Consider the following 21,979-nt stretch of genomic DNA (forward strand, 5'->3'; position numbering starts at 1 on the left):
GTTGATAGGTTGGGGGTGTAAGGGCTGTGAAGTCTTTAGCTGACCAATACTAATATGACGAACACTTAACCTAAAGCAAAATTGATTTAGAATGAAAGAGTTAATTTAGAAAAACATTATTATATAGTTTTGAATGTTTAACAATATTCATAAGAAAGTAAGCTTGGTAAGAAAAGCTACGTGGGTACACCTGGTCACATTCCGAACCCAGAAGTTAAGTCCGTAAACGCTGAAAGTACTTAGGGGGCAGCCCCTTGGGAGGATAGGAACTTGCCAAGTCTTTTTTATTTTTTGAAGAAATAATTTTTTTGATTTGGGGGATATAGCTCAGTTGAGAGAGCACCGCACTTGCACTGCGGAGGTCGCGGTTCGACCCAGCTTATCTCCACCAAATAAAATTTAATCAGATATTATTCTGATCTATATAAAAAAGATCTTTCGGTAGAATTGACAGGTCTTTTTTTTGTATACTATCAAAAATAAAAGTAAAGTTAGAACGTATTTATTAGTCGCGATAAAAAAAATCATCTAATTAGATGATTTTTTTTTAGAAAAATATTATTTTAAACCGTCCCAATAATAACGGCTGGATGCATTCCAAACAAGATAACTGTGTAGACCTTCTACTCTAAGAGCTTTTATCTGCTCTTTTAACTCTTCCGTTTTATAACTTCTATAGTTTTTAATCCAAGGAGCACTAAAACCTTGAATCCATGGTTCAATAATAGCAGGATTTTCTAGATTATTATTTCTCAAGATCACGTCTTTTGTATAATAATTTAATAGAGTAAAAGGGTTATTATCTGGGCTTTTTAGTCCATATGTTCCCTCTGCATAGTGAGAAGGATAAGCCATTGGATTTATAAAATCAACTATATTAGAGATGGATTCCCAATGTTGACCAATATTTTCATCATTTTTAGAAATACCAATTTGCCCAAAAACAGATGCAGCTATATAGACTTCTTTTTTAGCTAGTTCGTCATGGGCATATTTTAAAAATCTTTGGATAACCTCAGGTTTTGTTTCTGAATAAGAGTTATTATAGACTAATTTTGAGTTTTTTTCTAGATTTTGAACTCTGTCAGGAAATCTAACATAATCAAATAAAATTTCATTGAACCCAAAATCAGCAGCTTCTTTTGCTAATTCTATGTTGTAATACCAAGTATTTCGATTATAAGGTGATAGCCACGAAATCTTGTCTGAATCTTGGTATGCACGATTATATCTTTTATCTAGGATGATATCATTTTTATTGGAAACAGCGTATGATTCATCTTTAAAGGTAGAGATTCTTCCGATAAGGTAGATGTTATTTTTCTTTAGTTTTTTTATAAATGTTTCTATATTTTTTATCCTAGGACGAATATAGGAGTCGCCTAAATTTTTACGTGCTGTAGGAGATTCGAATAATATCCTTCCGCGATCATTTTTTATGTCTAAAACGAAAGCGTTGATATTTGTTTTTTTTGCCATGTCAATATAATCATCTACGTGATACATTCCATTAAGAGATATATATATAGCTTTAATATCTTTTTTAGGATTATTTTTATAGAGCTGTTTATTGATAGATTTAAATTGTACATCTCCTAATTGATATAGTTCTTTGATATCAAAATTTGTGTTCACTATTTTCTTTATAAATTTTTGATTACTATTATTTTGATCAAGATCTTTTACTTCATTTCCATCGTTATCTACTGGTATATCGGTTAAAACTTTGATAGTTTGAAATATATCTTGATCCTCTAATTTAACTTCAGTAAGATATTTTTGTTCAGCCCATCCCTTATAATTAGAATCGTTAGTAGATACATATACCCAATTTTTATCAACTTTTAAAATATTTACTAAAGTACCGATGATCAATGAGTTTTTAGGTTTTCCATCTATACTTTCTCTTAAAGTGGTCAATTCTGAAATATACATAGTAGATGGTGAAGTCACCTCTTTCTGAATGATTGTTTCTTTTTTCAAACAAAGATTATCTTTGATTTTAAAGATAAAAAAAATTGCTACAATGAGTATGGATGAAAATATAATCGTTTTTATTTTTCGCATGTTTATCTCCTTTTCTAATTATTTAGTGTAGGTAAATTATAACATAGATAAAGGAATAAGTATCAGGGAAAAATTCCCTGATTCTTATTTGGAGATTTTTTTATTTATCTACATGTACATCCATTTGTAGGTGTGGAATAGAAATATTGGCTTTATTAAATTCAATTTTCGCCATCTTCAGAGAGAGAAAGTAAACATCCCAATAATCAGCTGTATTATACCAAACTAGATATACTATATTGACAGAGGAGTTTCCACATTCAATTATTTCGACAAAGACATATGAATTTTTCAAGATTTTTTCTTGAGATTTTGCAATGTCAACAAGAACAGACTTAGCCTTATCTAGGTCGTCATTCTAGCCTACTCCAAAGATAATATTCACCCTCCTAATTGGATTTTCAGAATAATTTATAAAGGTATCGTTAGATATTTTTCCACTTTAGACAATAAAAGGATTATTGTCTAAAGTATTTAAAAGGGTAGCAAAATTTTGTACCTCAACAATAGAGTCTTTACAATCTCCATTTTTTTCTCTACCAGCAGCATTATTTACCGATGAAGAATTTTCCAATAACCCATATTAATATAGGTTTTATTCCGTAAGTGATAAAAAGTGTAGAAACATAATCTACATAGTTCATAAACTTACCTCCTAAAATAAATTTTGATTAATACTCTTGTTCTCTTAAAAATGAAAAACCCCTTTAAAGAACTTACATTGTGTAATTAAATGCAACAAAAGAAGATTCATAGAAAAATCCTTGGTATAATGTATGTACCACCAAACATTAAAAGAGATTTCTATGAATCATAAACATTTTACCATTTTAGAGAGAGAAAATATATTAGAATTTTTAGCGCTCAAATTATCGAATGTTAAAATAGCCAGAAAACTTAAAAACATAGATCAAAAGAAATACTATTAATGGGACGTTTAGTCCTTTCAATGCTCAATTAGCTTATCAAGAAAGAAAACAAAAATGTGGGGCTAAAAATATTCTTAAAGAAAGTATTCTTTTAATCGATATTCAAGGAAAATCAGAAAATTCTTGGACTCCTAAATAAATATCGGAAAGAGCAAAATTAGATAAATTATACAGCATATCATTTAAAACTATTTACAGAGAAATAAAAGCAGGATTTTTTACTGGAAGACACTGTTAAACTACTACCTAGAAAAGGTAAAGTTAAGAAGAATGAAGTTCAGGAAAAAAGAGGCAGCATACCTGATAAAAAGATGATAGAAGAAAGACTGCGAGAAGTGAATGATAGAAGAGTAGAATAGGGTATGACTAAAGTGATACAACAGTAGGAAAAGATCATAAAGGGGCAATAATGACCTATGTTTGTAGGGAAACTAGGTTTTTAATAGCTGAACTGATGCCAGATAGAAAAGCCAAGACATTTAATAACGTAACCCTAGAAAATTTCAAATATATACCCAAAAAATTTATAAAAATATTTACATCTGATAAAGGAAAATAATTTTTAGGATTTAAAGAATCAGAAGAAAAATTAGAAATAAAAACATATTTTGCTAACCCATATCATTCATGGGAGAAAGGTAGTGATGAAAATACAAATGGCTTATTAAGAAGATTTTTTTCAAAAGGAACTGAGTTTTTAAAATTAACAAAAGAAGAAGTAAATATAGTAGTACAAAAAATAAATAATAGACCGAGGGGAAGCTTAAATTGGGAAAATCCCCAAGAAGAATTCTGGGGGGAACCGAATGTTGCATTTAATTTGACAATCTAGGGATTTAAAAAATAAAGATAAAAATTAATCTTTAAACAGGGTGAGAGATCGGCAAAAAAAGTTTGTATTGACAAAGAGTTAAGTTGGGTTATAAAATATAAGGTGTAAAATATATCTATAAATAAAGGAGAGAGGTATGGAGAAGATAAAACTAAATATATCGGGGAATTTAGTTGGAATAAAAATACCTTCAACTACAGTTTTTGAAATAATAGAGGGGCAGTTAAAAGGTATAGTTATAAAAAACTATAAATTACTGAGAACATTAAAATTTTATAAGATAATAGATTCAAATTTTAGCGAAAGTCAAATTTTACAATTAGAAAAAATGATAGAGTCTATAGTGAGTTTAAAACCTTTGGAAAAAGCAGATGAATCCAATAAAGTAACGGAGAAAAAAATTGATTATAGATTTCATTACGGAAATTTAAGATCGGGTGAAAAAATTAATTCAGAGACCAATGTAATAATATTAGGGAGTCTAAATCCAGGATCATATGTAAAGAGCAGGAAAAATATCTTTGTCTATGGAAAAGCTCGCGGGACCCTGCATGCTGGATGCGAAATCAAGAAATATCAAAGTAGTTTTGTATATATAGAAGAAGCGGAACATCCCAAGGTAAGGATAGGCGAGGTTCAGCTTATGCATGACGATAAAGAACTGAATAAAAATATTATGTTTGAAAAAAAAATGGGAAAGATAATTATAAAAAAACTGGATAAAAACCAGATAAAAGAGTTGATGAAAAAAATAGGTGTCGATTTGATATAAAGTTGAGACAAAAAAATAGAAACGATACAAGGGAGAAAAAATGATTATATTAGGAATAGAAACATCGTGTGATGAAACGTCTATATCAGTGTTGAAGGATGGAAAAGAAATGTTGTCCAACCATATTTCATCGCAAATAGACATACATAAGGAATATGGAGGAGTTGTTCCTGAAATAGCTTCTAGACACCACATTAAAAATATAGCAACTATAATGGAAGTCAGCTTGAAGGAAGCTAGAATAACTCTAGATGACGTAGATTATATAGCTATAACCTACGCACCTGGTCTCATAGGAGCACTTTTAGTCGGAATCTCATTTGCAAAAGGGATCTCCTATGGAAGGGATATACCTATAATACCAGTCCACCATATAAAGGGACATATCTATGCTAATTTTTTAGAACACAAGGTGGAACTACCTGCAATTGCACTGGTAGTATCTGGTGGACATACAAATATAATATATATCGATGAAAATCATAAATTCTTTAATCTAGGAGGAACTCTAGATGACGCAGTAGGAGAATCTTATGACAAGGTATCTAGAGTAATGGGATTAGGATATCCTGGCGGACCAGTAATAGATAAGTTAGCATATGAGGGAGACAAAGATAACATTCATATGCCAGAACCCAAAGTTGGGGGTTATGAGTTTAGTTTTTCAGGAGTGAAAACTTCGGTAATAAATTATGTGAATAAGAAGAATATGAAAAAAGAAGAATATAATCCTGCTGATATAGCAGCTAGTTTTCAAAATAGAGTAGTGGATATACTCTGTAAAAAAACCATTAAAGCAGCTATAGAAAAAGGAGTGAAGAATATCCTTATAGCAGGGGGGGTAGCGGCTAACTCATTATTGAGGAAAGAATTATTGGAGAGATCAAAATTAGAGGGGATAGAAGTTTTTTATCCATCTATGAAATTATGTACCGATAATGCTGGCATGATTGCAGTAGCGGGGTATTATAAGCTGACATACGGAGATTCAGATAAAATATTTGCTGATTTAAAATTAAATGGAGTAGCAAATATGGGCATAGAGGAAGATTAAGATTAAGATTTAAAAGAAGGGTGATCTGTTTGATCACCCCTCTTTTCTGATTATTATTTAACAATTAGAGTCAATTGATTAGGATTTTCAGACATAGAAGTCAGGTCGATTTGTTTTTGATAACCGTATGACTTTACCTTAATATCTATGTTTTTTATATCTTCAGGTAGGTCTAACAACAAAAACCCATTGGTATCAGTTTTATACATAATTCCTCCTACGATAATCTCCAGATTACTCAGAGGAGTCTTGGAATTACTTAGAAACTCTAAGTGGATTCGGGTCTTTCGGCTTTGCAGGATAATGTTTTTATTTATTAGGTCATCTTTTGTCAGGGTAAAAACATCGGAATAAGAATATTTATAGGAGGGCACTCCCACACTGATAAAATATTTGTTATTTATTTGAATATCAGAAAATTCATAATACCCATTTTGATTTGAAATGGTATTTGCCACAATTTCTCCCTGGTGATTTTTAAGGGTCAGATGGAGGTCGTTTAGAGGGGTGAAACTGTTACCTATTATCCCAGAAATATTAGAAAGATATGGTGTCAGAGAAATTTTTAATCCAGAAAGGCTAGAAAAACGTTGTAACTTTGTTACAATACCAAAGGCTTTATATCCATTTTTTTCTACTTTTATAAATAACAACCCCGGGAGGATAGATGTTGAAAAATTTCCAAAGTCATCACTTGTTAAATGAATTATTTTTTCTCCGTTTTTCACCATAATCTCGGCATTTGAAATAGGGATACCTTTGTCGTCTGTGACGATACCTTCAATATTACTAAGGAGTTCTTCCGCATTGAGGGTGAGGTTATAAACTTTTTTTGGGGCAGTAAAATCATAGATTAAATTTTGATTCTTTTCTAGAGTGAAACCTGGTTTTTTAAGGGTTATTTTATATTTTTGTGGGGGTATATTTAGAAAAAAATCGCCTGCAAAGGTACTCATAGTCTCATAGGAGTTATTATCTACATCTGTAAATAAAATTTTGGTTCCTCCAATAAATTGGTCTTTATTTTTTATAACACCACGGACAGTAGTTTGTACAGAGGGTATAGATATAACTATAGTTTTATTGACAGTAGAGTTTAGTTTAAGACCTCTAAAATAAAGGTCGGAATAAAACTGGTCTTCAACCATAAAGTCATATACTCCATCCTCTAGTTCAATGGGAACAAAGGCATCTTTAAGTTTGATTTTTTTTTTAATTTCACCATTTTGAAAGATTACAAGAGTAATGTTTTTAGGTGGAATAACTTTGCCGATATTTTCTTTATAAAATTTAATTCCTTTATTTTTAGAGATGTTTCCCAGGATAAAGAACTTATTTACAGGAATTTTTATATCCACAAAAACATATTCAGATCTGTCTTTAAAATTTAATATTTGTTTATTTTTTATAGAGTTTTTTGCAGAAAATATAAATTCATAGGTTCCTGATAAAAACTCTATAGATTTAAAACCGCCTAAAAAAGGTACTTTAGTGTATCTGCTTGTTCCAATTTCACGATATTCGATTATTCCGTTATTCACAGGGAACTCAAATATAACGTAAGACATATTTAATTGTTTCATCACAATGGTGAAATTTTGAACCCCATCCATAGAGTTTTTCAAAGTGAGAACTTCTTCTTTATAGCCTTCTTTAGAGATGGAAATATTTAGGATTTCTTCTGAAAGGTCAAAGTTAACTTGACCTTTTGAATCACTTATTTTAACTTGATTATTGATATTTGCAATGACTTCCTTTAGGGGATTTGTATCTTCTCCTATTACTCTGATTGTAAGAGAATAAGAAGATATGTTGAATAGCACTATAAATAAAAGTATTAGTTTTTTCACGGTAACCTCCATATTTAGATTATTTTATTAAATTATACATTATATCTACCATATTGAGTAATAATGTTTTAAAATCCTAATGGCTTACCTTTGGGAATATATGAAAAATTAATTGACAGTCAGCAAAAATAACTAATTTGTTGGGAAGGATTGAAAAAAGATCTTAATGTGGTATAATTATAATTGAACTTAAAAAAAGAAGGTGATAACTATGAAAGAAATGAATCATTTGGATTTATTAGATGAAAAAGAAAAAAAAATGAATCAGTTATATAGTATTCAGCATGAAAAAAAATATTATTTGGATGAATATAGGGAACGAATAATAATAGCTTTAAAAATAGATCAATTGGTGGAAGACGAGGTCTATTTAGATATAATAGAGGCTATAAAAAGTGACTGTGCTAAACTTTTAAAGTTAAGGAGAGATGTGGGGTTGAAATATCTAAAACCATATATAAAGGAAGCGGAAAAGCTAGACTTTAGATATGAACTTGTAGATGGCCTTAGCTATTTGGGTGACATAGGACTTGTAGTGGTTTCAGATAAAGCTTTAGATAATGAAAATAAGGAATTGGTTGTAAGGGATATGAATCAGGATTTTTTAGATGTTGGACTGGGACATGAATTTTCTAGAAATCAAAATAAAAGTATATGTAATGAATGTTATCTTAAAATTGAGGATAAATTACCTAGTTATTTAGACAAATTTAAGAGGCTTAATATTATAGATAAATTATTAGGAACTAACTGTCCGGTATGCAGAGATCGAAAGAAATCAGGAGGAAATGAATAAAGATGATAGGAGCTTTTAAAATAAAGGGTGGCAATTCACTCAGTGGAACAATAGAAGTAAGTGGAGCAAAAAATGCTGCACTTCCAATAATAACAGCAACAATAATAGAAAAAGGAACTCATATTTTACACAATGTACCAAACTTAAGAGATATCGGAACTTTGATGAAATTATTGGAAAGCCTAGGGTTGAAAACTGAAAAAATAGGAAATAATAGCTATAAAATTATAAATAATGGATTGACTAATTTAGAAGCTGAATATGATCTGGTAAAAAAAATGAGAGCATCATTTTTAGTTATGGGACCTATGTTGGCTCATGCAAAAAATGCTAAAGTATCTTTGCCTGGAGGTTGTGCTATAGGTTCTAGGCCTGTAGATTTACACCTAAAAGGATTCGAAGGATTGGGTGCTAAAATTGAGATTACCCATGGATATGTAAAAGCTAAAGCTGAAAAATTAATTGGTGGTCATATCGTTTTGGATTTTCCAAGTGTGGGAGCTACCCAAAATATTATAATGGCTGCTGTAAAAGCGGAAGGTACAACCATCTTAGAAAATGTAGCTAGGGAACCTGAGGTAGACGATCTATGTAATTACTTGATTGCTATGGGAGCCAAGATTGAAGGGCGTGGAACGGGGAAACTCACAATAATTGGTATAGAAAAGTTAACTCCAGTGGAATACTCTATTATGCCAGACAGGATAGAAGCTGGAACTTATATGGCTCTTTCGGTTTTATTTGATGGAAAGATTAAAGTTAAAGGTGCTATTAAGGAACATCTAGGAAGTTTTATTGCGAAACTTGAAGAGATGGGAGTAAAAGTAAAATTTGACGGAGATCTGGCTACAATAGAAGCAAAGATGGAGGATTTAAAGCCTGTAATAATTAAAACGGCTCCCCATCCAGGATTTGCTACCGATCTACAGGCTCAATTTATGACATTGTTAGCATTAGTGTCAGGAACCAGCGAGATAAAGGAAACCATATTTGAAAATAGATTTATGCAAGTTCCTGAATTAAATAGGATGGGAGCAGATATCCATATAGATAGCCAAGTGTCCATAATAAAAGGTGTGGAAGAATTTAGTAGTGCAGAAGTAATGGCCAGTGACCTGAGAGCGGGAGCAACACTTATTATGGCAGGGTTAAAAGCCAAAGGTGAAACTATAGTAACCAGAATATACCATGTAGATAGAGGGTATGAAGAGATAGAGAAAAAATTACAAAAGATAGGTGCAGATATAGAAAGGATTAAGGTGGAGATGTAATAATGGAAAAAATAATAGGGATCAATGCTGTAAATGAAGCGATAGAATCTAATGTAAATATAGAATATATAGAGATATTTACAGGTGTAAGACCTGAACAGGTGGCTAAATTAAAAACTAAAGCCAGTAAAAAAAACATAATTGTTAAGGAAGGTAAAAAAAAAATTGAAAACTCCCAAGGGGTAGTAGCTTATATAAGTGACTACGATTACTATATAACTTTTAAAGAATTTTTAGAAAGCGCTGTAAAGGAAGAAAAATCCACAGTACTTATTTTAGATGGAGTACAGGATCCTAGAAACTTTGGAGCATTGATTAGAAGTGCAGAGATTTTTGGTGTTAAAGGAATAATAATACCAGAGAGAAACTCGGTGAAAATAAATGAAACTGTAGTAAAAACATCTACAGGAGCTATAGAACATGTAAGTATTATCAAAGTGAAAAACATAGCTGAAACAATCGATGAATTAAAAAAGTACGATTTCTGGATCTATGGTGCAGAAGGGAGTGCAAAAAAATATTATCACGAAGAAAATTATCCTGCTAAAACAGCTTTAGTTTTAGGTAGTGAAGGGTTTGGAATAAGGAAAAAGGTAAGGGAACATTGTGATATTTTAATAAAAATACCTATGAAAGGTAAGATAAATTCATTGAATGTATCGGTTGCAGGTGGGATTCTACTGTCGGAAATATCAAAAAATCGATAATAATTTTAATAGAAAGTTGTCTTTAATAGGGTTTTAACGGGGGTAAAAATTTTGAGAGAGCGAGCGAGATTTGAAGTTACTGAAGAAATATTAGAGGAAGCGAAAAGTGGGAATGAAGAAGCTGTAGGGTTAGTTGTAGAAAACTATAAAGGTTTTGTTATGATGAATGCCAAGAACTATTTTTTACTAGGTGCTGAAAGAGATGATCTTATTCAAGAGGGCATGATTGGACTATTAAAAGCTATTAGAGCGTATGACACTGACAAAGCGGCGTCTTTTAAAACTTTTGCCACAATTTGTGTAAAAAGGCAGATAATTACAGCTATTAAAAAAGCAAATTCTAATAAGAATAAGGCATTGAATACATCTATTGGTATAGAAAATGAAAATAAGGAAACCAATAGGGAGATAGAATATTTTAGGGGATTAAAATCTTATCAATCGTATAATCCAGAAGAACTAGCTCTGTCAAAGGAACAGGTGACTGGATTAAAAAATTACCTAGAGAGAAAGTTGAGTCCATTAGAAACCTCCGTTTTTAGATATATGGTTAAAGGATATCCATATAAAGAAATTGCAGTAAAAATGGATGAGAAAGTAAAGGCAGTGGATAATGCCATCCAAAGGATAAAAAGAAAAAGTGAACTGTGGTTGGATACATACAAAGGATTAAGTTAGGTTTATACCTACCTTAATCCTTTGTGATATAAATAAAAAAATATAATAAATTATAGAGTAGGAGTGTAGTAGATGAGAGAATATATGTTTAATGAAATTGAGAAAAACTTGCAAAAGATATGGGACGATAAAAAGATATTTGAAACAAAGAATAAAGTAGAGGGGAAAGAAAATTATTATGTACTAGAGATGCTACCCTTCCCATCAGGGAAATTGCATATGGGACATGTAAGAAACTATACTATGGGTGATGTAATAGCCAGATATAAAACTATGAAGGGTTATAATGTACTTCATCCAATGGGGTGGGATTCATTTGGGTTGCCAGCAGAGAATGCAGCTATTCAAAATGGTGCACATCCAGCAGAGTGGACAGTGAAAAATATAGAATATATGAAGGGTCAGTTAAAAATGTTGGGATTTTCATATGACTGGGATAGAGAGATAGCTTCTTATAAACCAGATTATTATAAGTGGAATCAGTGGATCTTTAAAAAAATGTATGAAAATGATCTAATATATAGAAAAAAATCTACAGTTAACTGGTGTCCAAAATGTGATACAGTATTAGCTAATGAACAGGTAGAAGATGGTAAATGTTGGAGACACGGAGATACAGATGTAATTCAAAAAGAGTTAACTCAATGGTTCTTTAAAATAACTAAATATGCAGACGAATTATTAAAAGGTCACGAAGAAATTAAGGAAGGATGGCCGGAAAAGGTAATTACCATGCAAAAAAATTGGATAGGAAAATCTTTTGGTACTGAGATATCTTTTAATTTAGAAGGGTCAGATGAAAAATTACCAATGTTTACCACAAGAATAGACACTGTATTCGGTGTAACATATTGCGTGATAGCTCCAGAGCATCCAATGGTGGCTGATATTTTATCAGAAAAACCTGAAATCAAAGATGCTATAGAAGCTATGAAAAATGAAGATATGATAGCTAGGACTGCAGAGGGGAAAGAAAAAAATGGAGTTTTCACAGGTAGATACTTGGTCAATCCCATAAACAGTGAGAGAGTAGAGCTTTGGATAGCTGATTATGTGCTTATGAATTATGGTACAGGAGCTGTTATGGCTGTACCTGCGCATGATGAAAGAGATTTTGCCTTTGCAAAAAAATATGATTTACCTATGAGAGTAGTAATAAATCCTATAGAGAAGAAGACTAAAAAAGAGATAAAAATAGAAGTACAAGATATGGAAAACCCATTTATTGGAAAGGGTATAATGACAAATTCTGATAGATTCGATGGTATATCTTCCAAAGAGGCTCTAACTAAAGTCGCGGAATATATAGAAGAACTAGGATTTGGAGAAAGAACAGTAAAATATAGATTAAAAGATTGGGGAGTATCTAGACAAAGATATTGGGGAACTCCTATTCCCGCTATCTACTGTGATAAATGTGGAATAGTAATGGAATCAGATGAAAATCTACCTATTAAATTACCTATGGATATTGAATTCTCAGGAAATGGAAATCCATTGGAGACATCGGAAGAATTTAAAAATGTAACTTGTCCAACGTGTGGAGGACCTGCTGAGAGGGAAACAGACACAATGGATACTTTTGTGGATTCATCTTGGTACTACTTAAGATACTGTGATCCAAAAAATACAGATCTACCTATTGATAAAGATATAGCAGACAATTGGTCTCCTGTAGATCAATATATTGGAGGAGTAGAGCATGCTGTAATGCATCTATTGTATTCTAGGTTCTTCCATAAAGTTCTTAGAGATATGGGCTTATTATCTACAAATGAACCTTTTAAGAGATTGCTAACTCAAGGGATGGTGTTAGGTCCGTCATACTATGAAAAGAGTACAGGGAAATACCTATATCCAAATGAAACAGAGACAAAAAATGAAAAATCATATTCTAAAGCTACAGGTGAAGAGTTAGTTATGAAGGTAGAAAAAATGTCTAAATCTAAAAACAATGGAGTAGATCCATTACATATGATTACTGAATATGGTGCAGATGCTGCTAGATTATTCACAATGTTTGCTGCACCACCAGAAAAAGAATTGGAATGGAATGAAAATGGATTGGCAGGGGCATCTAGATTCTTAAATAGAGTCTGGAGAATGGTTGTAGAAAATAAAAAATATTTTGAAACAGGCAGTATAGATTTAGAGGCGGTTTCTAAAGCCGATAAAAATGTGATCAGAAAGTTACATCAAACAATTAAGAAGGTAACAGCATCTATTGAGGATAACTATCACTTCAATACATCTATTGCGGCTAACATGGAACTTATTAACGAGTTGCAGGATTTTAAGGCTAATATATTAGAAAAAGGTGAAATAACCAGTGAATCTAAGAAGGTGTTTACTGAAACTGTAAGAACTATGATAATTATGTTGTCACCGTTTGTTCCTCATATTACCGATGAATTATGGACAGTGTTAGGAGAAACAGGGCATTTATTCGAGATGACTTGGCCTACTCATGTGGAAGAGTTAACTATCTCTGATGATGTACAAATTGGTGTGCAGGTAAACGGTAAATTGAGAGCAACTTTAGATGTTTCTAGATCTATTACAAAGGAAGAATTGGAAGCTTTGGCTTTGATGGCTCCTAATGTAGTTAAGTTTATAGGAGGGAAAACTATAGTGAAAAAGATCGTTGTTCCAGGAAGAATAGTAAATATAGTAGTGAAATAGACTCTTTCTTTGTTGTCGTTTTCTCTTCATATAAAGAAAACTATAGCTAGATATTTTGGCAATGGTTTCCTTAACGAAGGGAAACCATTGAAAGGAAAAGTAATAAGGGAGGAAGTGATTATGAAAAGAATTTTAGTTGTATTGATGTTTACTGTAATGTCGTTGAATACCTTAGCTCTAGACTTGTGGGTAAAAGGTGGGGCTATTCATGGAACAGGAAGCAAACAGATGGAAGACCCAGGCTATAATGTCGGATTAGAACTTAGTCAGGGATTCTTGGGTTTCGTAGATCTAGGAGCAGGCGTAACTTATAATGGGAATTTAAAATATGACAATTCCTCAGTCCAGAAAAATATTGGATATGATCTGGCTCCTGTATATGTATTTGCAAAATTTAATATTATACCGATAGCTATAAAACCTTATATGGTGGCTAGATTAGGAAAAATTTTTGTAGTAAATGATAATACGGATTATAATGGAAAATCTGAAGCTGATGGTGGTGCCTATGGAGCTGTGGGAGTAGGAGTAGAATTCTTAAATTCTTTCCAAGGAGAACTTCTTTATTCGATTTCTGAAGTGAAAAATAATCCCAGTGGAAAAGATAATGTAGAAATGGTATCACTGACTTTAGGATATAATTTCTTCTAATAATGTCTTAATTTAATCTCGATAAAATATTAATTTCATTCTAATGGAGTTTAAAGATAAAAATGGTAATATATTTACATGGAAAGTAGAAATTTTTTTATAACTCTCTCCGAACCCTTGATTTTTTCAAGGGTTCTTTTAATTTTTTGAGGCTAAAAGTGTATAAGAAACCACGGGGAAACGCGGGTTTTGTAGGGAGAGTTAAAGATAGGATAAATAATACAAAAAAGATATAAAAAACTTTGGAAAATATTGACTTTTTCTACTATGTATGATATCATAATCTATGTTTGTGAGCGAATTTTTGGCTCATGTACCACAATTGAGATTGTGGGAGGATAGCAATTCCGATATGATGAGTGGAGGTGTAAAGAAATGAGAGTAAACATTTTAATGGAATGTACTGAATGTAAGAGAAGAAACTATAGTACTTCTAAAAACAAAAAAAACACGGATGGTAGAATTGAATTGAAAAAATTCTGTAAGTGGGATAAAAAAGTAACTGTACATAAAGAAACTAAGAAGTAATTCTTGGGAAAACGTAGCTTAACAACATGCAGTTCAGTGGCTCAATTGGTAGAGTAACGGTCTCCAACACCGTGGGTTTAGGGTTCGAGTCCCTACTGGACTGCCATTTTATACTTTAGGGTGGTTAATATGAATACTTTGTTACAGAATGTTAAAACTGAATATAAGAAAGTTGTATGGCCTAGCAAAGATGAAACTGTTAAGGCAACATTACTTGTTGCAGCTATGAGTGTCGCAGTAAGTATCTATGTTGGTATTTTTGATGTGATAGCTTCGAGGATACTTGAGATGATGGGTACCTTTTTTGGAGGGTAATTTATGGAAAGAACAATAGAAAAAAAATGGTATATGATTCATACGTATTCCAGTTATGAAAAAAAAGTGAAAGCTGACTTAGAAAAGAGAATTCAGACACTTGAATTAACAGATAAAGTTTTTAGAATTGTAGTTCCTGAAGAAGAGATAAAAGAAGTTAAAAATGGTAAAGAAAAAATCGTTTTTAGAAAATTATTTCCAGGTTACGTAATGATAGAAATGGAAGCAGTAAGAGAAGAAACGAATGATGGTATATGGTACAGTGTTGATTCTGATGCATGGTATGTAATCAGAAACACTAACGGTGTAACAGGATTTGTTGGTATTGGATCTGATCCTATCCCTATGGAAGATGATGAAGTAATAAGTATCCTTAGATTCTTAGGAGAAGAAGGAGAAGAAAAACCTGAACCTAAGGAAGAAATTATATTAGATTTCAAAGTTGGGGATATGGTAGAGCTGCTTGAGGGCGGTTTTGCTGGAAGTGTTGGTGAAGTTAATAAAATTGACTTAGAACATGGGAAAGTAAAAATAATGATAGATATGTTTGGTAGAATGACTCCTGTAGAGATTGGGGTTAACGAAGTTAAGAAAGTAATGACTTAATTTCATAGAGTAACTAGATCTTTTCAAAGGTGGGAGAGTAAATCATTAAAACCACAAGGAAATTATGGAGGTAACAAAAATGGCAAAAGACGTAATCGGATTAATTAAATTACAATTACAAGCAGGGAAAGCAAACCCAGCACCACCAGTTGGACCAGCATTAGGTCAACATGGTGTAAACATCATGGAATTCTGTAAAGCATTCAATTCAAAGACTAACGATAAGATGGGATTCATAATACCAGTAGAGATCAAAGTATATTCTGATAGATCTTTCACATTTGTATTAAAAACTCCACCTGCATCAGATTTATTAAAGAAAGCAACTGGAATCAAATCAGCAGCAGCAAATTCAAAAACTGACGTTGCTGGAACAGTAACTAGAGCACAAATCCAAGAGATTGCTGAAACAAAAATGGTAGACTTAAATGCTGGATCATTAGAAGCAGCTATGAGTATCATTGCTGGATCTGCAAGATCAATGGGAATCAAAATAGAAGGTTAATTTAAAAATTTCAATATATATCACATTGTTGATAATTAAGTGGTAGGACATGAGTTCGCTTAAGCCACATAAGGAGGAAAAGTAATAATGGCAAATAAAAAAGCTAAAAAATACGTAGAAGCTGCTAAATTAGTAGAGGCTGGTAAATTATATGAAATTAAAGATGCATTAGAATTAGTTGCAAAAACTAAAACTGCAAACTTCGTAGAAACTATTGAAGTTGCACTAAGATTAGGAGTAGATCCTAGACATGCTGATCAACAAGTAAGAGGAACTGTAGTATTACCTCATGGTTCTGGTAAGACAACTAAAGTATTAGTAATCACTCAAGGTGAAAACGTGCAAAAAGCATTAGATGCAGGAGCAGACTATGCAGGAGCAGAAGAATATATTGAACAAATCCAAAAAGGTTGGTTTGATTTTGATGTAGTAATCGCTACACCAGATATGATGCCTAAGTTAGGAAAATTAGGTAGAACTTTAGGAACTAAAGGTTTAATGCCTAATCCTAAATCAGGAACTGTAACTACTAACGTAGAACAAGCAGTATCTGAGTTCAAAAGAGGAAAACTTGCATTCAGAGTAGATAAATTAGGATCTATTCATGTAGGAATTGGAAAAGTAGATTTCACAGCTGAGCAAATTGAAGATAACTTCAAAGCGTTCATGGCAGAAATCAACAGATTAAAGCCATCAGCAGCTAAAGGTATATACCTTAGAACTGTAGCTTTATCATTAACTATGGGACCTGGAATAAAAATTGATCCTATCCTAGTTTCTAAATATTTAGAAGCTTAACTAATTAAAGTTTAACTTTTTTTAAACTATAAATTGAACTAAAGACAGTAGGTGGTGAAAACCGTAAATCCTACCGAGGTTTATACAGTTTTGAATACAAAACTTATAACCTCACCTATCAGAAATGATCTCTGTCTTTACTAAACATTTAGTCAGAGATCATTTTAATTTAAAGAGGAGGTGACTAGAAGAATGGCAATTGAAGCGAAAAAATTAGTAGTAGCAGAATTAGCTCAAAAAATTAAAGCCGCTAAAACAATCGTATTTGTTGATTATCAAGGTATCAATGCAAAAGATGATACTGAAGTTAAGAAACAATTAAGAGAATCTGGATCTGAATACTTAGTAGCTAAGAATAGATTGTTTAAAATAGCTTTAACTGAGGCAGGTGTAACGGATTCATTTGATGATCTTTTAGAAGGAACTACAGCATTTGCGTTTGGATATGAAGATGCAGTAGCACCAGCTAAAGTGGTTTACGAATTTGGTAAAGATAAAAAAGATTTATTTAATATCAAAGGTGGTTACTCAGAAGGGAAAAGAGTTGAAGTTTCTGAAATAGAAGCATTAGCAACTTTACCATCAAGAGATGCATTATTATCTATGATATTAAATGGAATGTTAGGACCAATCAGAAAGTTAGCATACGGTATCGTAGCTATCGCTGATCAAAAAGAAGAGGCGTAATTCTCTACTTTTAAATATGATCGTTAGATCAAAATAAATTAAGAATATTAAGGTGTGGCTTTGAGCTTACCAAATAAAAATTAGGAGGAACATAAAAATGGCATTTAACCAAGAAACTTTCATCGCTGATTTAGAAGCAATGACTGTATTAGAATTAAAAGAAGTAGTTGAAGCATTAGAAAATCACTTTGGAGTAACAGCAGCAGCACCAGTAGCAGTAGCAGCAGGAGCAGCACCAGTAGAAGAGCAAACTGAATTTGATGTAATAATCATGTCTCCAGGAGCTAAGAAAATAGCTGTAATCAAAGAATTAAGAACTATCACTGGATTAGGTCTTAAAGAAGCTAAAGGTTTAGCAGAAACTGAAGGTGGAAAAGTTAAAGAAGGAGTTTCTAAAGATGAAGCGGCTGAAGTTGCAGCTAAATTAGAAGCAGCTGGAGCTACAGTAGAAGTTAAGTAATTAACTCTCTAAGTCCAAAATTGACTAATTGAATAAAATAGGGCACTCTTTTAGCTTAGAGTGCCCTATTTAATCATTGAAAAAAGTAAGCGAAATATAAAATAAATTTATCAAAGATTAATAGTTCATATATTGGGTAACGATTGCTAGACAGTGGTGGATCAGCCTAAGATATTAACTATTAATTTTCAATGATATAAAGATAAGGAGCGTGAATTGATGACCAAGCTAATTAAAAGAACTAGTTTTGGAAGGATAAAAGAGAGGGGTACAATGCCTCATTTCTTAGAATTCCAATTAAACTCGTATGAGGACTTTTTACAAGCTAAAAAAGATCCTACGTCAAGAGAGAACAAGGGATTAGAGTCGGCCTTTAAGGAAATATTTCCAATAGAATCTTCTAATGGTGACATTAAATTAGATTATGTAGGGTATGAGTTACATGAAAATGAACCTCCACTAAATGACGAATTAGAGTGTAAAAAGAGAGGGAAGACTTTTTCATCTTCTTTAAAAGTCAGACTTAGATTGGAAAATAAAAAAGCTGGAAACGAGATACAAGAGAGTTTAGTTTATTTTGGAGAGATTCCGAGAATGACTGAGTATGCTACATTCATAATAAATGGAGCAGAAAGAGTAGTCGTTTCACAACTACATAGATCACCAGGGGTATCTTTTACTAAGGAAGTAAATGTCCAGACAGCTAAAGATATGTTTACCGGCAAGATAATTCCATACAAGGGAACTTGGCTAGAATTTGAAACTGACAAAAATGACTATTTAAACGTAAAGATAGACAGAAAGAAAAAAGTATTAGCACCTGTATTTTTAAAGGCAGTAGATTTCTATGAGACAAATGCAGAGATAATGGATGATCTATTAGAAACTAGAGTAAAAGATCTTACAGAATATTATGAAAAATACAGCAACAGAGATGAATTATTATCTGTTCTTAGAACTAAGATAGAGGGAAGTTTCATAAAGAAAGATGTTTATGATGAAGAAACTGGAGAGATCATCTTAGAAGCGGAAAGTGTTATAGATGAGATGACAGTGGAAAAAATCATAGATGAAAAATTAGAAACGCTTACTTATTGGGAAGTTAAACCTGAAGATAAGGTGTTAGCTAATTCATTATTAGATGATACAACTAAAAATTCAGATGATGCTGTAATGGAAGTATTTAAAAAGTTAAGACCAGGAGATATGGTAACTGTAGATTCAGCGAGATCTCTTATCAGACAAATGTTCTTCAACCCTCAAAGATACGACTTTGCTTCAGTTGGAAGATACAAGATGAACAAAAGATTAAAACTAGATGTTGCAGAAGACATAGTTGTATTAACTAAGGAAGATGTAATGGCTACTATTAGATATGCAATAGGATTATATGGCGGAGAAGGACATACAGATGATATAGATAATCTTTCCAACAGAAGGGTAAGAGGAGTAGGAGAACTACTTCATATGCAAATCAGATCAGGTTTAGCTAAGATGAATAAGATGGTAAAGGAAAAAATGACTGTACAAGATGCATCTGCACTTACACCACAATCATTATTAAATACTAGACCACTTAATGCACTTATCTTAGATTTTTTCGGATCAGGTCAATTATCACAATTCATGGACCAATCGAATCCACTAGCAGAATTAACTCATAAGAGAAGAATATCTGCACTAGGACCTGGAGGACTTTCTAGAGAAAGAGCAGGGTTTGAGGTTAGAGATGTACATGATTCACACTATGGAAGAATTTGTCCAATAGAAACTCCAGAGGGACCAAATATCGGACTTATAGGATCTTTAGCAACCTATGCTAGGGTAAATAAGTATGGATTTATGGAAACTCCATATGTAAAAGTAACAGATGGAATAGCTAACTTTGAAGATATAAGATATTTAGCAGCAGATGAGGAAGATGGATTATTTATCGCCCAAGCTGATACTGTAATGAATGAAGAAACAAATGAAATCACTGGTAAAGGATTATGTAGATTTGGACATGAAGTTGTATGGGTAAACGGTAAGAAGATAGATTATATAGATGTATCTCCTAAACAAGTAGTATCTGTATCAGCTGGATTAATTCCTTTCTTAGAGCATGATGACGCTAATAGAGCATTAATGGGATCAAACATGCAAAGACAAGCGGTGCCTTTACTTAGAGGGGAAGCTCCATTTGTTGGAACTGGTCTTGAGAGAAAGGTAGCAATAGATTCAGGAGCAGTTGTTGTTTCTAGAACAACTGGTGTAGTAACTACTTTAGATGCCAGTAAAATAGTGATAACTGAAAAAACAAAAAATGGTAGTAAAGATCATTTATATAAAATGTTAAACTTCGAAAGATCTAACCAAGCTATGTGCTTACATCAAACACCATTAGTAGACATGGGTCAAAAAGTAGAAGTAGGGACTATCTTAGCAGATGGACCATCTACAAAGGGTGGAGACTTAGCACTTGGAAGAAATATCCTAATGGCATTCATGCCTTGGGAAGGATATAACTTCGAGGATGGAATCTTGATATCTGATAGGCTTAGAAAAGAAGATGTATTTACTTCACTTCATATAGAAGAGTATGAAGTAGATGCTAGATCTACTAAGTTAGGAGATGAAGAGATAACTAGAGAGATCCCTAATGTAGGAGAAGAAGCTCTTAGAAACCTAGATGAAAGAGGAATCATAAGAGTAGGAGCAAAAGTAGGACCAGGAGATATCTTGGTAGGAAAAACTACTCCAAAAGGAGAGACTGAACCACCTGCAGAAGAGAAATTATTAAGAGCTATCTTTGGAGAAAAAGCCAGAGACGTAAGAGATACATCACTTAAGATGCCTCACGGTTCTAAGGGTACAGTAGTAGAAATCTTAGAATTAGCTAGAGAAAATGGAGACGAATTAAAAGCTGGGATCAATAGTTCTATCAGAATATTTGTCGCTGAAAAAAGAAAGATAAACGTAGGTGATAAGATCTCTGGACGTCATGGGAATAAAGGGGTAATCTCGAGAGTATTACCTGCCGAAGATATGCCATTCTTAGAAGATGGAACACATGTTGATATTGTACTTAATCCATTAGGAGTACCATCACGGATGAATATCGGGCAAGTACTAGAGGTGCATTTAGGACTAGCCCTTGGATTTATGAAGGATGAAGACGGAGACGACGGTGTTTACATCGAAACTCCAGTATTTGATAGTGGAAACAAAGAGTCAGGTGGACATGAAGCAACTATAAAGAAGTATCTAGAGGAAGCTGGTTTCGATAGATCTGGTAAGGTAAACCTAATAGATGGTAGAACAGGACAGCCATTTGATAATCCAGTAACTGTTGGACGTATGTATATCCTTAAACTTCATCATTTAGTTGAAGATAAGATGCATGCTAGAGCAATCGGACCATACTCACTTGTAACTCAGCAGCCATTAGGTGGAAAAGCACAATTTGGTGGACAAAGATTAGGAGAGATGGAAGTTTGGGCACTTGAAGCATATGGAGCTTCTAGTATCTTACAAGAGATGTTAACGGTTAAATCAGATGACGTTATGGGTAGAACTAAGACTTATGAAGCTATAGTTAAAGGTGAAGAAATGCCAGAACCAAGTTTACCAGAATCATTTAAAGTATTATTAAAAGAATTCCAAGCTTTAGCATTGGATATTGAATTATTTGATACTGAAGGTGAAGTAATAGATGTTTCAAGTGACTTAGTAAAAGAGGAGATCATAACTGAATTCTCATTAGCTGACTTAAAAGAAGAAGATTAATCAAACCAAGAGTTTGAGATTAT

The 21,979-nt window shown here is 32.6% G+C and carries 19 protein-coding genes, 2 tRNA genes, 1 rRNA gene and 1 other annotated feature; of the genes, 20 read left to right on the top strand and 2 right to left on the bottom strand.

The window, feature by feature from the left end; translation table 11 throughout:
• Window positions 1–162: 162 nt before the first annotated feature.
• Window positions 163–279 (top strand): 5S ribosomal RNA (gene rrf, locus V5784_RS04430).
• Window positions 280–316: 37 nt separating this feature from the next.
• Window positions 317–391, top strand: a tRNA-Ala gene (locus V5784_RS04435).
• A 167-nt stretch (window positions 392–558) separates the two neighbouring features.
• On the opposite strand, the gene V5784_RS04440 is transcribed toward V5784_RS04435, so the two are convergent.
• Window positions 559–2,067: a putative glycoside hydrolase gene (locus tag V5784_RS04440; protein WP_336887843.1), complete on the bottom strand. Its 1,509-nt coding sequence runs from the start codon at window positions 2,065–2,067 to the stop codon at window positions 559–561.
• A 1,338-nt stretch (window positions 2,068–3,405) separates the two neighbouring features.
• On the opposite strand from V5784_RS04440, the gene V5784_RS04445 reads away from it, so the two are divergent.
• The 3 genes from V5784_RS04445 to tsaD all read left to right on the top strand — a co-directional run bounded on the left by V5784_RS04445 (window position 3,406) and on the right by tsaD (window position 5,654).
• On the top strand, window positions 3,406–3,555 hold the full coding sequence (locus V5784_RS04445; RefSeq protein WP_336887844.1) for a hypothetical protein: 150 nt from the start codon (window positions 3,406–3,408) through the stop codon (window positions 3,553–3,555).
• A gap of 409 nt (window positions 3,556–3,964) precedes the next feature.
• Window positions 3,965–4,600 carry a septum site-determining protein MinC gene (locus V5784_RS04450; RefSeq protein WP_336887845.1) on the top strand — a complete coding sequence of 212 codons (636 nt, stop codon included), beginning with the start codon at window positions 3,965–3,967 and terminating at the stop codon, window positions 4,598–4,600.
• A 40-nt stretch (window positions 4,601–4,640) separates the two neighbouring features.
• Entirely contained in the window at window positions 4,641–5,654 is a 1,014-nt protein-coding gene (tsaD, locus tag V5784_RS04455) for a tRNA (adenosine(37)-N6)-threonylcarbamoyltransferase complex transferase subunit TsaD (protein ID WP_336887846.1), read from the top strand.
• 53 nt (window positions 5,655–5,707) lie between these two features.
• Here the strand turns inward: tsaD and V5784_RS04460 are convergent, their stop codons facing one another.
• Window positions 5,708–7,504, bottom strand: a complete 1,797-nt coding sequence (locus V5784_RS04460) for a carboxypeptidase-like regulatory domain-containing protein (protein WP_336887847.1) — start codon at window positions 7,502–7,504, stop codon at window positions 5,708–5,710.
• 211 nt (window positions 7,505–7,715) lie between these two features.
• Between V5784_RS04460 and V5784_RS04465 the strand changes: the two genes are divergently transcribed.
• From V5784_RS04465 to rpoB, 15 genes are all read left to right on the top strand, one after another.
• Window positions 7,716–8,300: a DUF1694 domain-containing protein gene (locus V5784_RS04465; RefSeq protein WP_336887848.1), complete on the top strand. Its 585-nt coding sequence runs from the start codon at window positions 7,716–7,718 to the stop codon at window positions 8,298–8,300.
• 2 nt (window positions 8,301–8,302) lie between these two features.
• The gene (gene murA / locus V5784_RS04470; RefSeq protein ID WP_336887849.1) at window positions 8,303–9,571 is read left to right on the top strand and encodes a UDP-N-acetylglucosamine 1-carboxyvinyltransferase; all 1,269 of its coding nucleotides are present in this window, start codon (window positions 8,303–8,305) and stop codon (window positions 9,569–9,571) included.
• A gap of 2 nt (window positions 9,572–9,573) precedes the next feature.
• The gene (gene rlmB, locus V5784_RS04475) at window positions 9,574–10,278 is read left to right on the top strand and encodes a 23S rRNA (guanosine(2251)-2'-O)-methyltransferase RlmB (RefSeq protein WP_336887850.1); all 705 of its coding nucleotides are present in this window, start codon (window positions 9,574–9,576) and stop codon (window positions 10,276–10,278) included.
• Window positions 10,279–10,329: 51 nt separating this feature from the next.
• Window positions 10,330–10,956: a sigma-70 family RNA polymerase sigma factor gene (locus V5784_RS04480; RefSeq protein ID WP_336887851.1), complete on the top strand. Its 627-nt coding sequence runs from the start codon at window positions 10,330–10,332 to the stop codon at window positions 10,954–10,956.
• Between the two features lie 72 nt (window positions 10,957–11,028).
• Window positions 11,029–13,638 (top strand): leucine--tRNA ligase, encoded by a 2,610-nt coding sequence (leuS, locus tag V5784_RS04485; protein ID WP_336887852.1) that lies wholly within the window; start codon window positions 11,029–11,031, stop codon window positions 13,636–13,638.
• Window positions 13,639–13,758: 120 nt separating this feature from the next.
• Window positions 13,759–14,289 (top strand): hypothetical protein, encoded by a 531-nt coding sequence (locus V5784_RS04490; protein WP_336887853.1) that lies wholly within the window; start codon window positions 13,759–13,761, stop codon window positions 14,287–14,289.
• A 375-nt stretch (window positions 14,290–14,664) separates the two neighbouring features.
• The gene (gene rpmG / locus V5784_RS04495; protein ID WP_114643403.1) at window positions 14,665–14,817 is read left to right on the top strand and encodes a 50S ribosomal protein L33; all 153 of its coding nucleotides are present in this window, start codon (window positions 14,665–14,667) and stop codon (window positions 14,815–14,817) included.
• 30 nt (window positions 14,818–14,847) lie between these two features.
• Window positions 14,848–14,923, top strand: a tRNA-Trp gene (locus tag V5784_RS04500).
• Window positions 14,924–14,946: 23 nt separating this feature from the next.
• The gene (gene secE, locus V5784_RS04505; protein ID WP_336887854.1) at window positions 14,947–15,132 is read left to right on the top strand and encodes a preprotein translocase subunit SecE; all 186 of its coding nucleotides are present in this window, start codon (window positions 14,947–14,949) and stop codon (window positions 15,130–15,132) included.
• 3 nt (window positions 15,133–15,135) lie between these two features.
• Complete coding sequence (gene nusG, locus V5784_RS04510) at window positions 15,136–15,738, top strand: transcription termination/antitermination protein NusG (protein WP_336887855.1); 603 nt, start codon at window positions 15,136–15,138, stop codon at window positions 15,736–15,738.
• A 79-nt stretch (window positions 15,739–15,817) separates the two neighbouring features.
• Entirely contained in the window at window positions 15,818–16,243 is a 426-nt protein-coding gene (gene rplK / locus V5784_RS04515; RefSeq protein WP_336887856.1) for a 50S ribosomal protein L11, read from the top strand.
• 87 nt (window positions 16,244–16,330) lie between these two features.
• On the top strand, window positions 16,331–17,041 hold the full coding sequence (gene rplA / locus V5784_RS04520) for a 50S ribosomal protein L1 (RefSeq protein WP_336887857.1): 711 nt from the start codon (window positions 16,331–16,333) through the stop codon (window positions 17,039–17,041).
• A gap of 20 nt (window positions 17,042–17,061) precedes the next feature.
• Window positions 17,062–17,217, top strand: a sequence feature (ribosomal protein L10 leader region).
• A gap of 16 nt (window positions 17,218–17,233) precedes the next feature.
• A complete protein-coding gene (gene rplJ, locus V5784_RS04525) occupies window positions 17,234–17,728 on the top strand; it encodes a 50S ribosomal protein L10 (protein ID WP_336887858.1) in 495 nt (164 codons plus the stop codon).
• Window positions 17,729–17,825: 97 nt separating this feature from the next.
• Complete coding sequence (gene rplL / locus V5784_RS04530; protein WP_336887859.1) at window positions 17,826–18,188, top strand: 50S ribosomal protein L7/L12; 363 nt, start codon at window positions 17,826–17,828, stop codon at window positions 18,186–18,188.
• A 219-nt stretch (window positions 18,189–18,407) separates the two neighbouring features.
• Window positions 18,408–21,956 carry a DNA-directed RNA polymerase subunit beta gene (gene rpoB, locus V5784_RS04535; RefSeq protein ID WP_336887860.1) on the top strand — a complete coding sequence of 1,183 codons (3,549 nt, stop codon included), beginning with the start codon at window positions 18,408–18,410 and terminating at the stop codon, window positions 21,954–21,956.
• Window positions 21,957–21,979 lie beyond the last annotated feature (23 nt).

Source organism: Psychrilyobacter sp. (genome assembly GCF_037132775.1).
Classification (GTDB): Bacteria; Fusobacteriota; Fusobacteriia; order Fusobacteriales; family Fusobacteriaceae; genus Psychrilyobacter.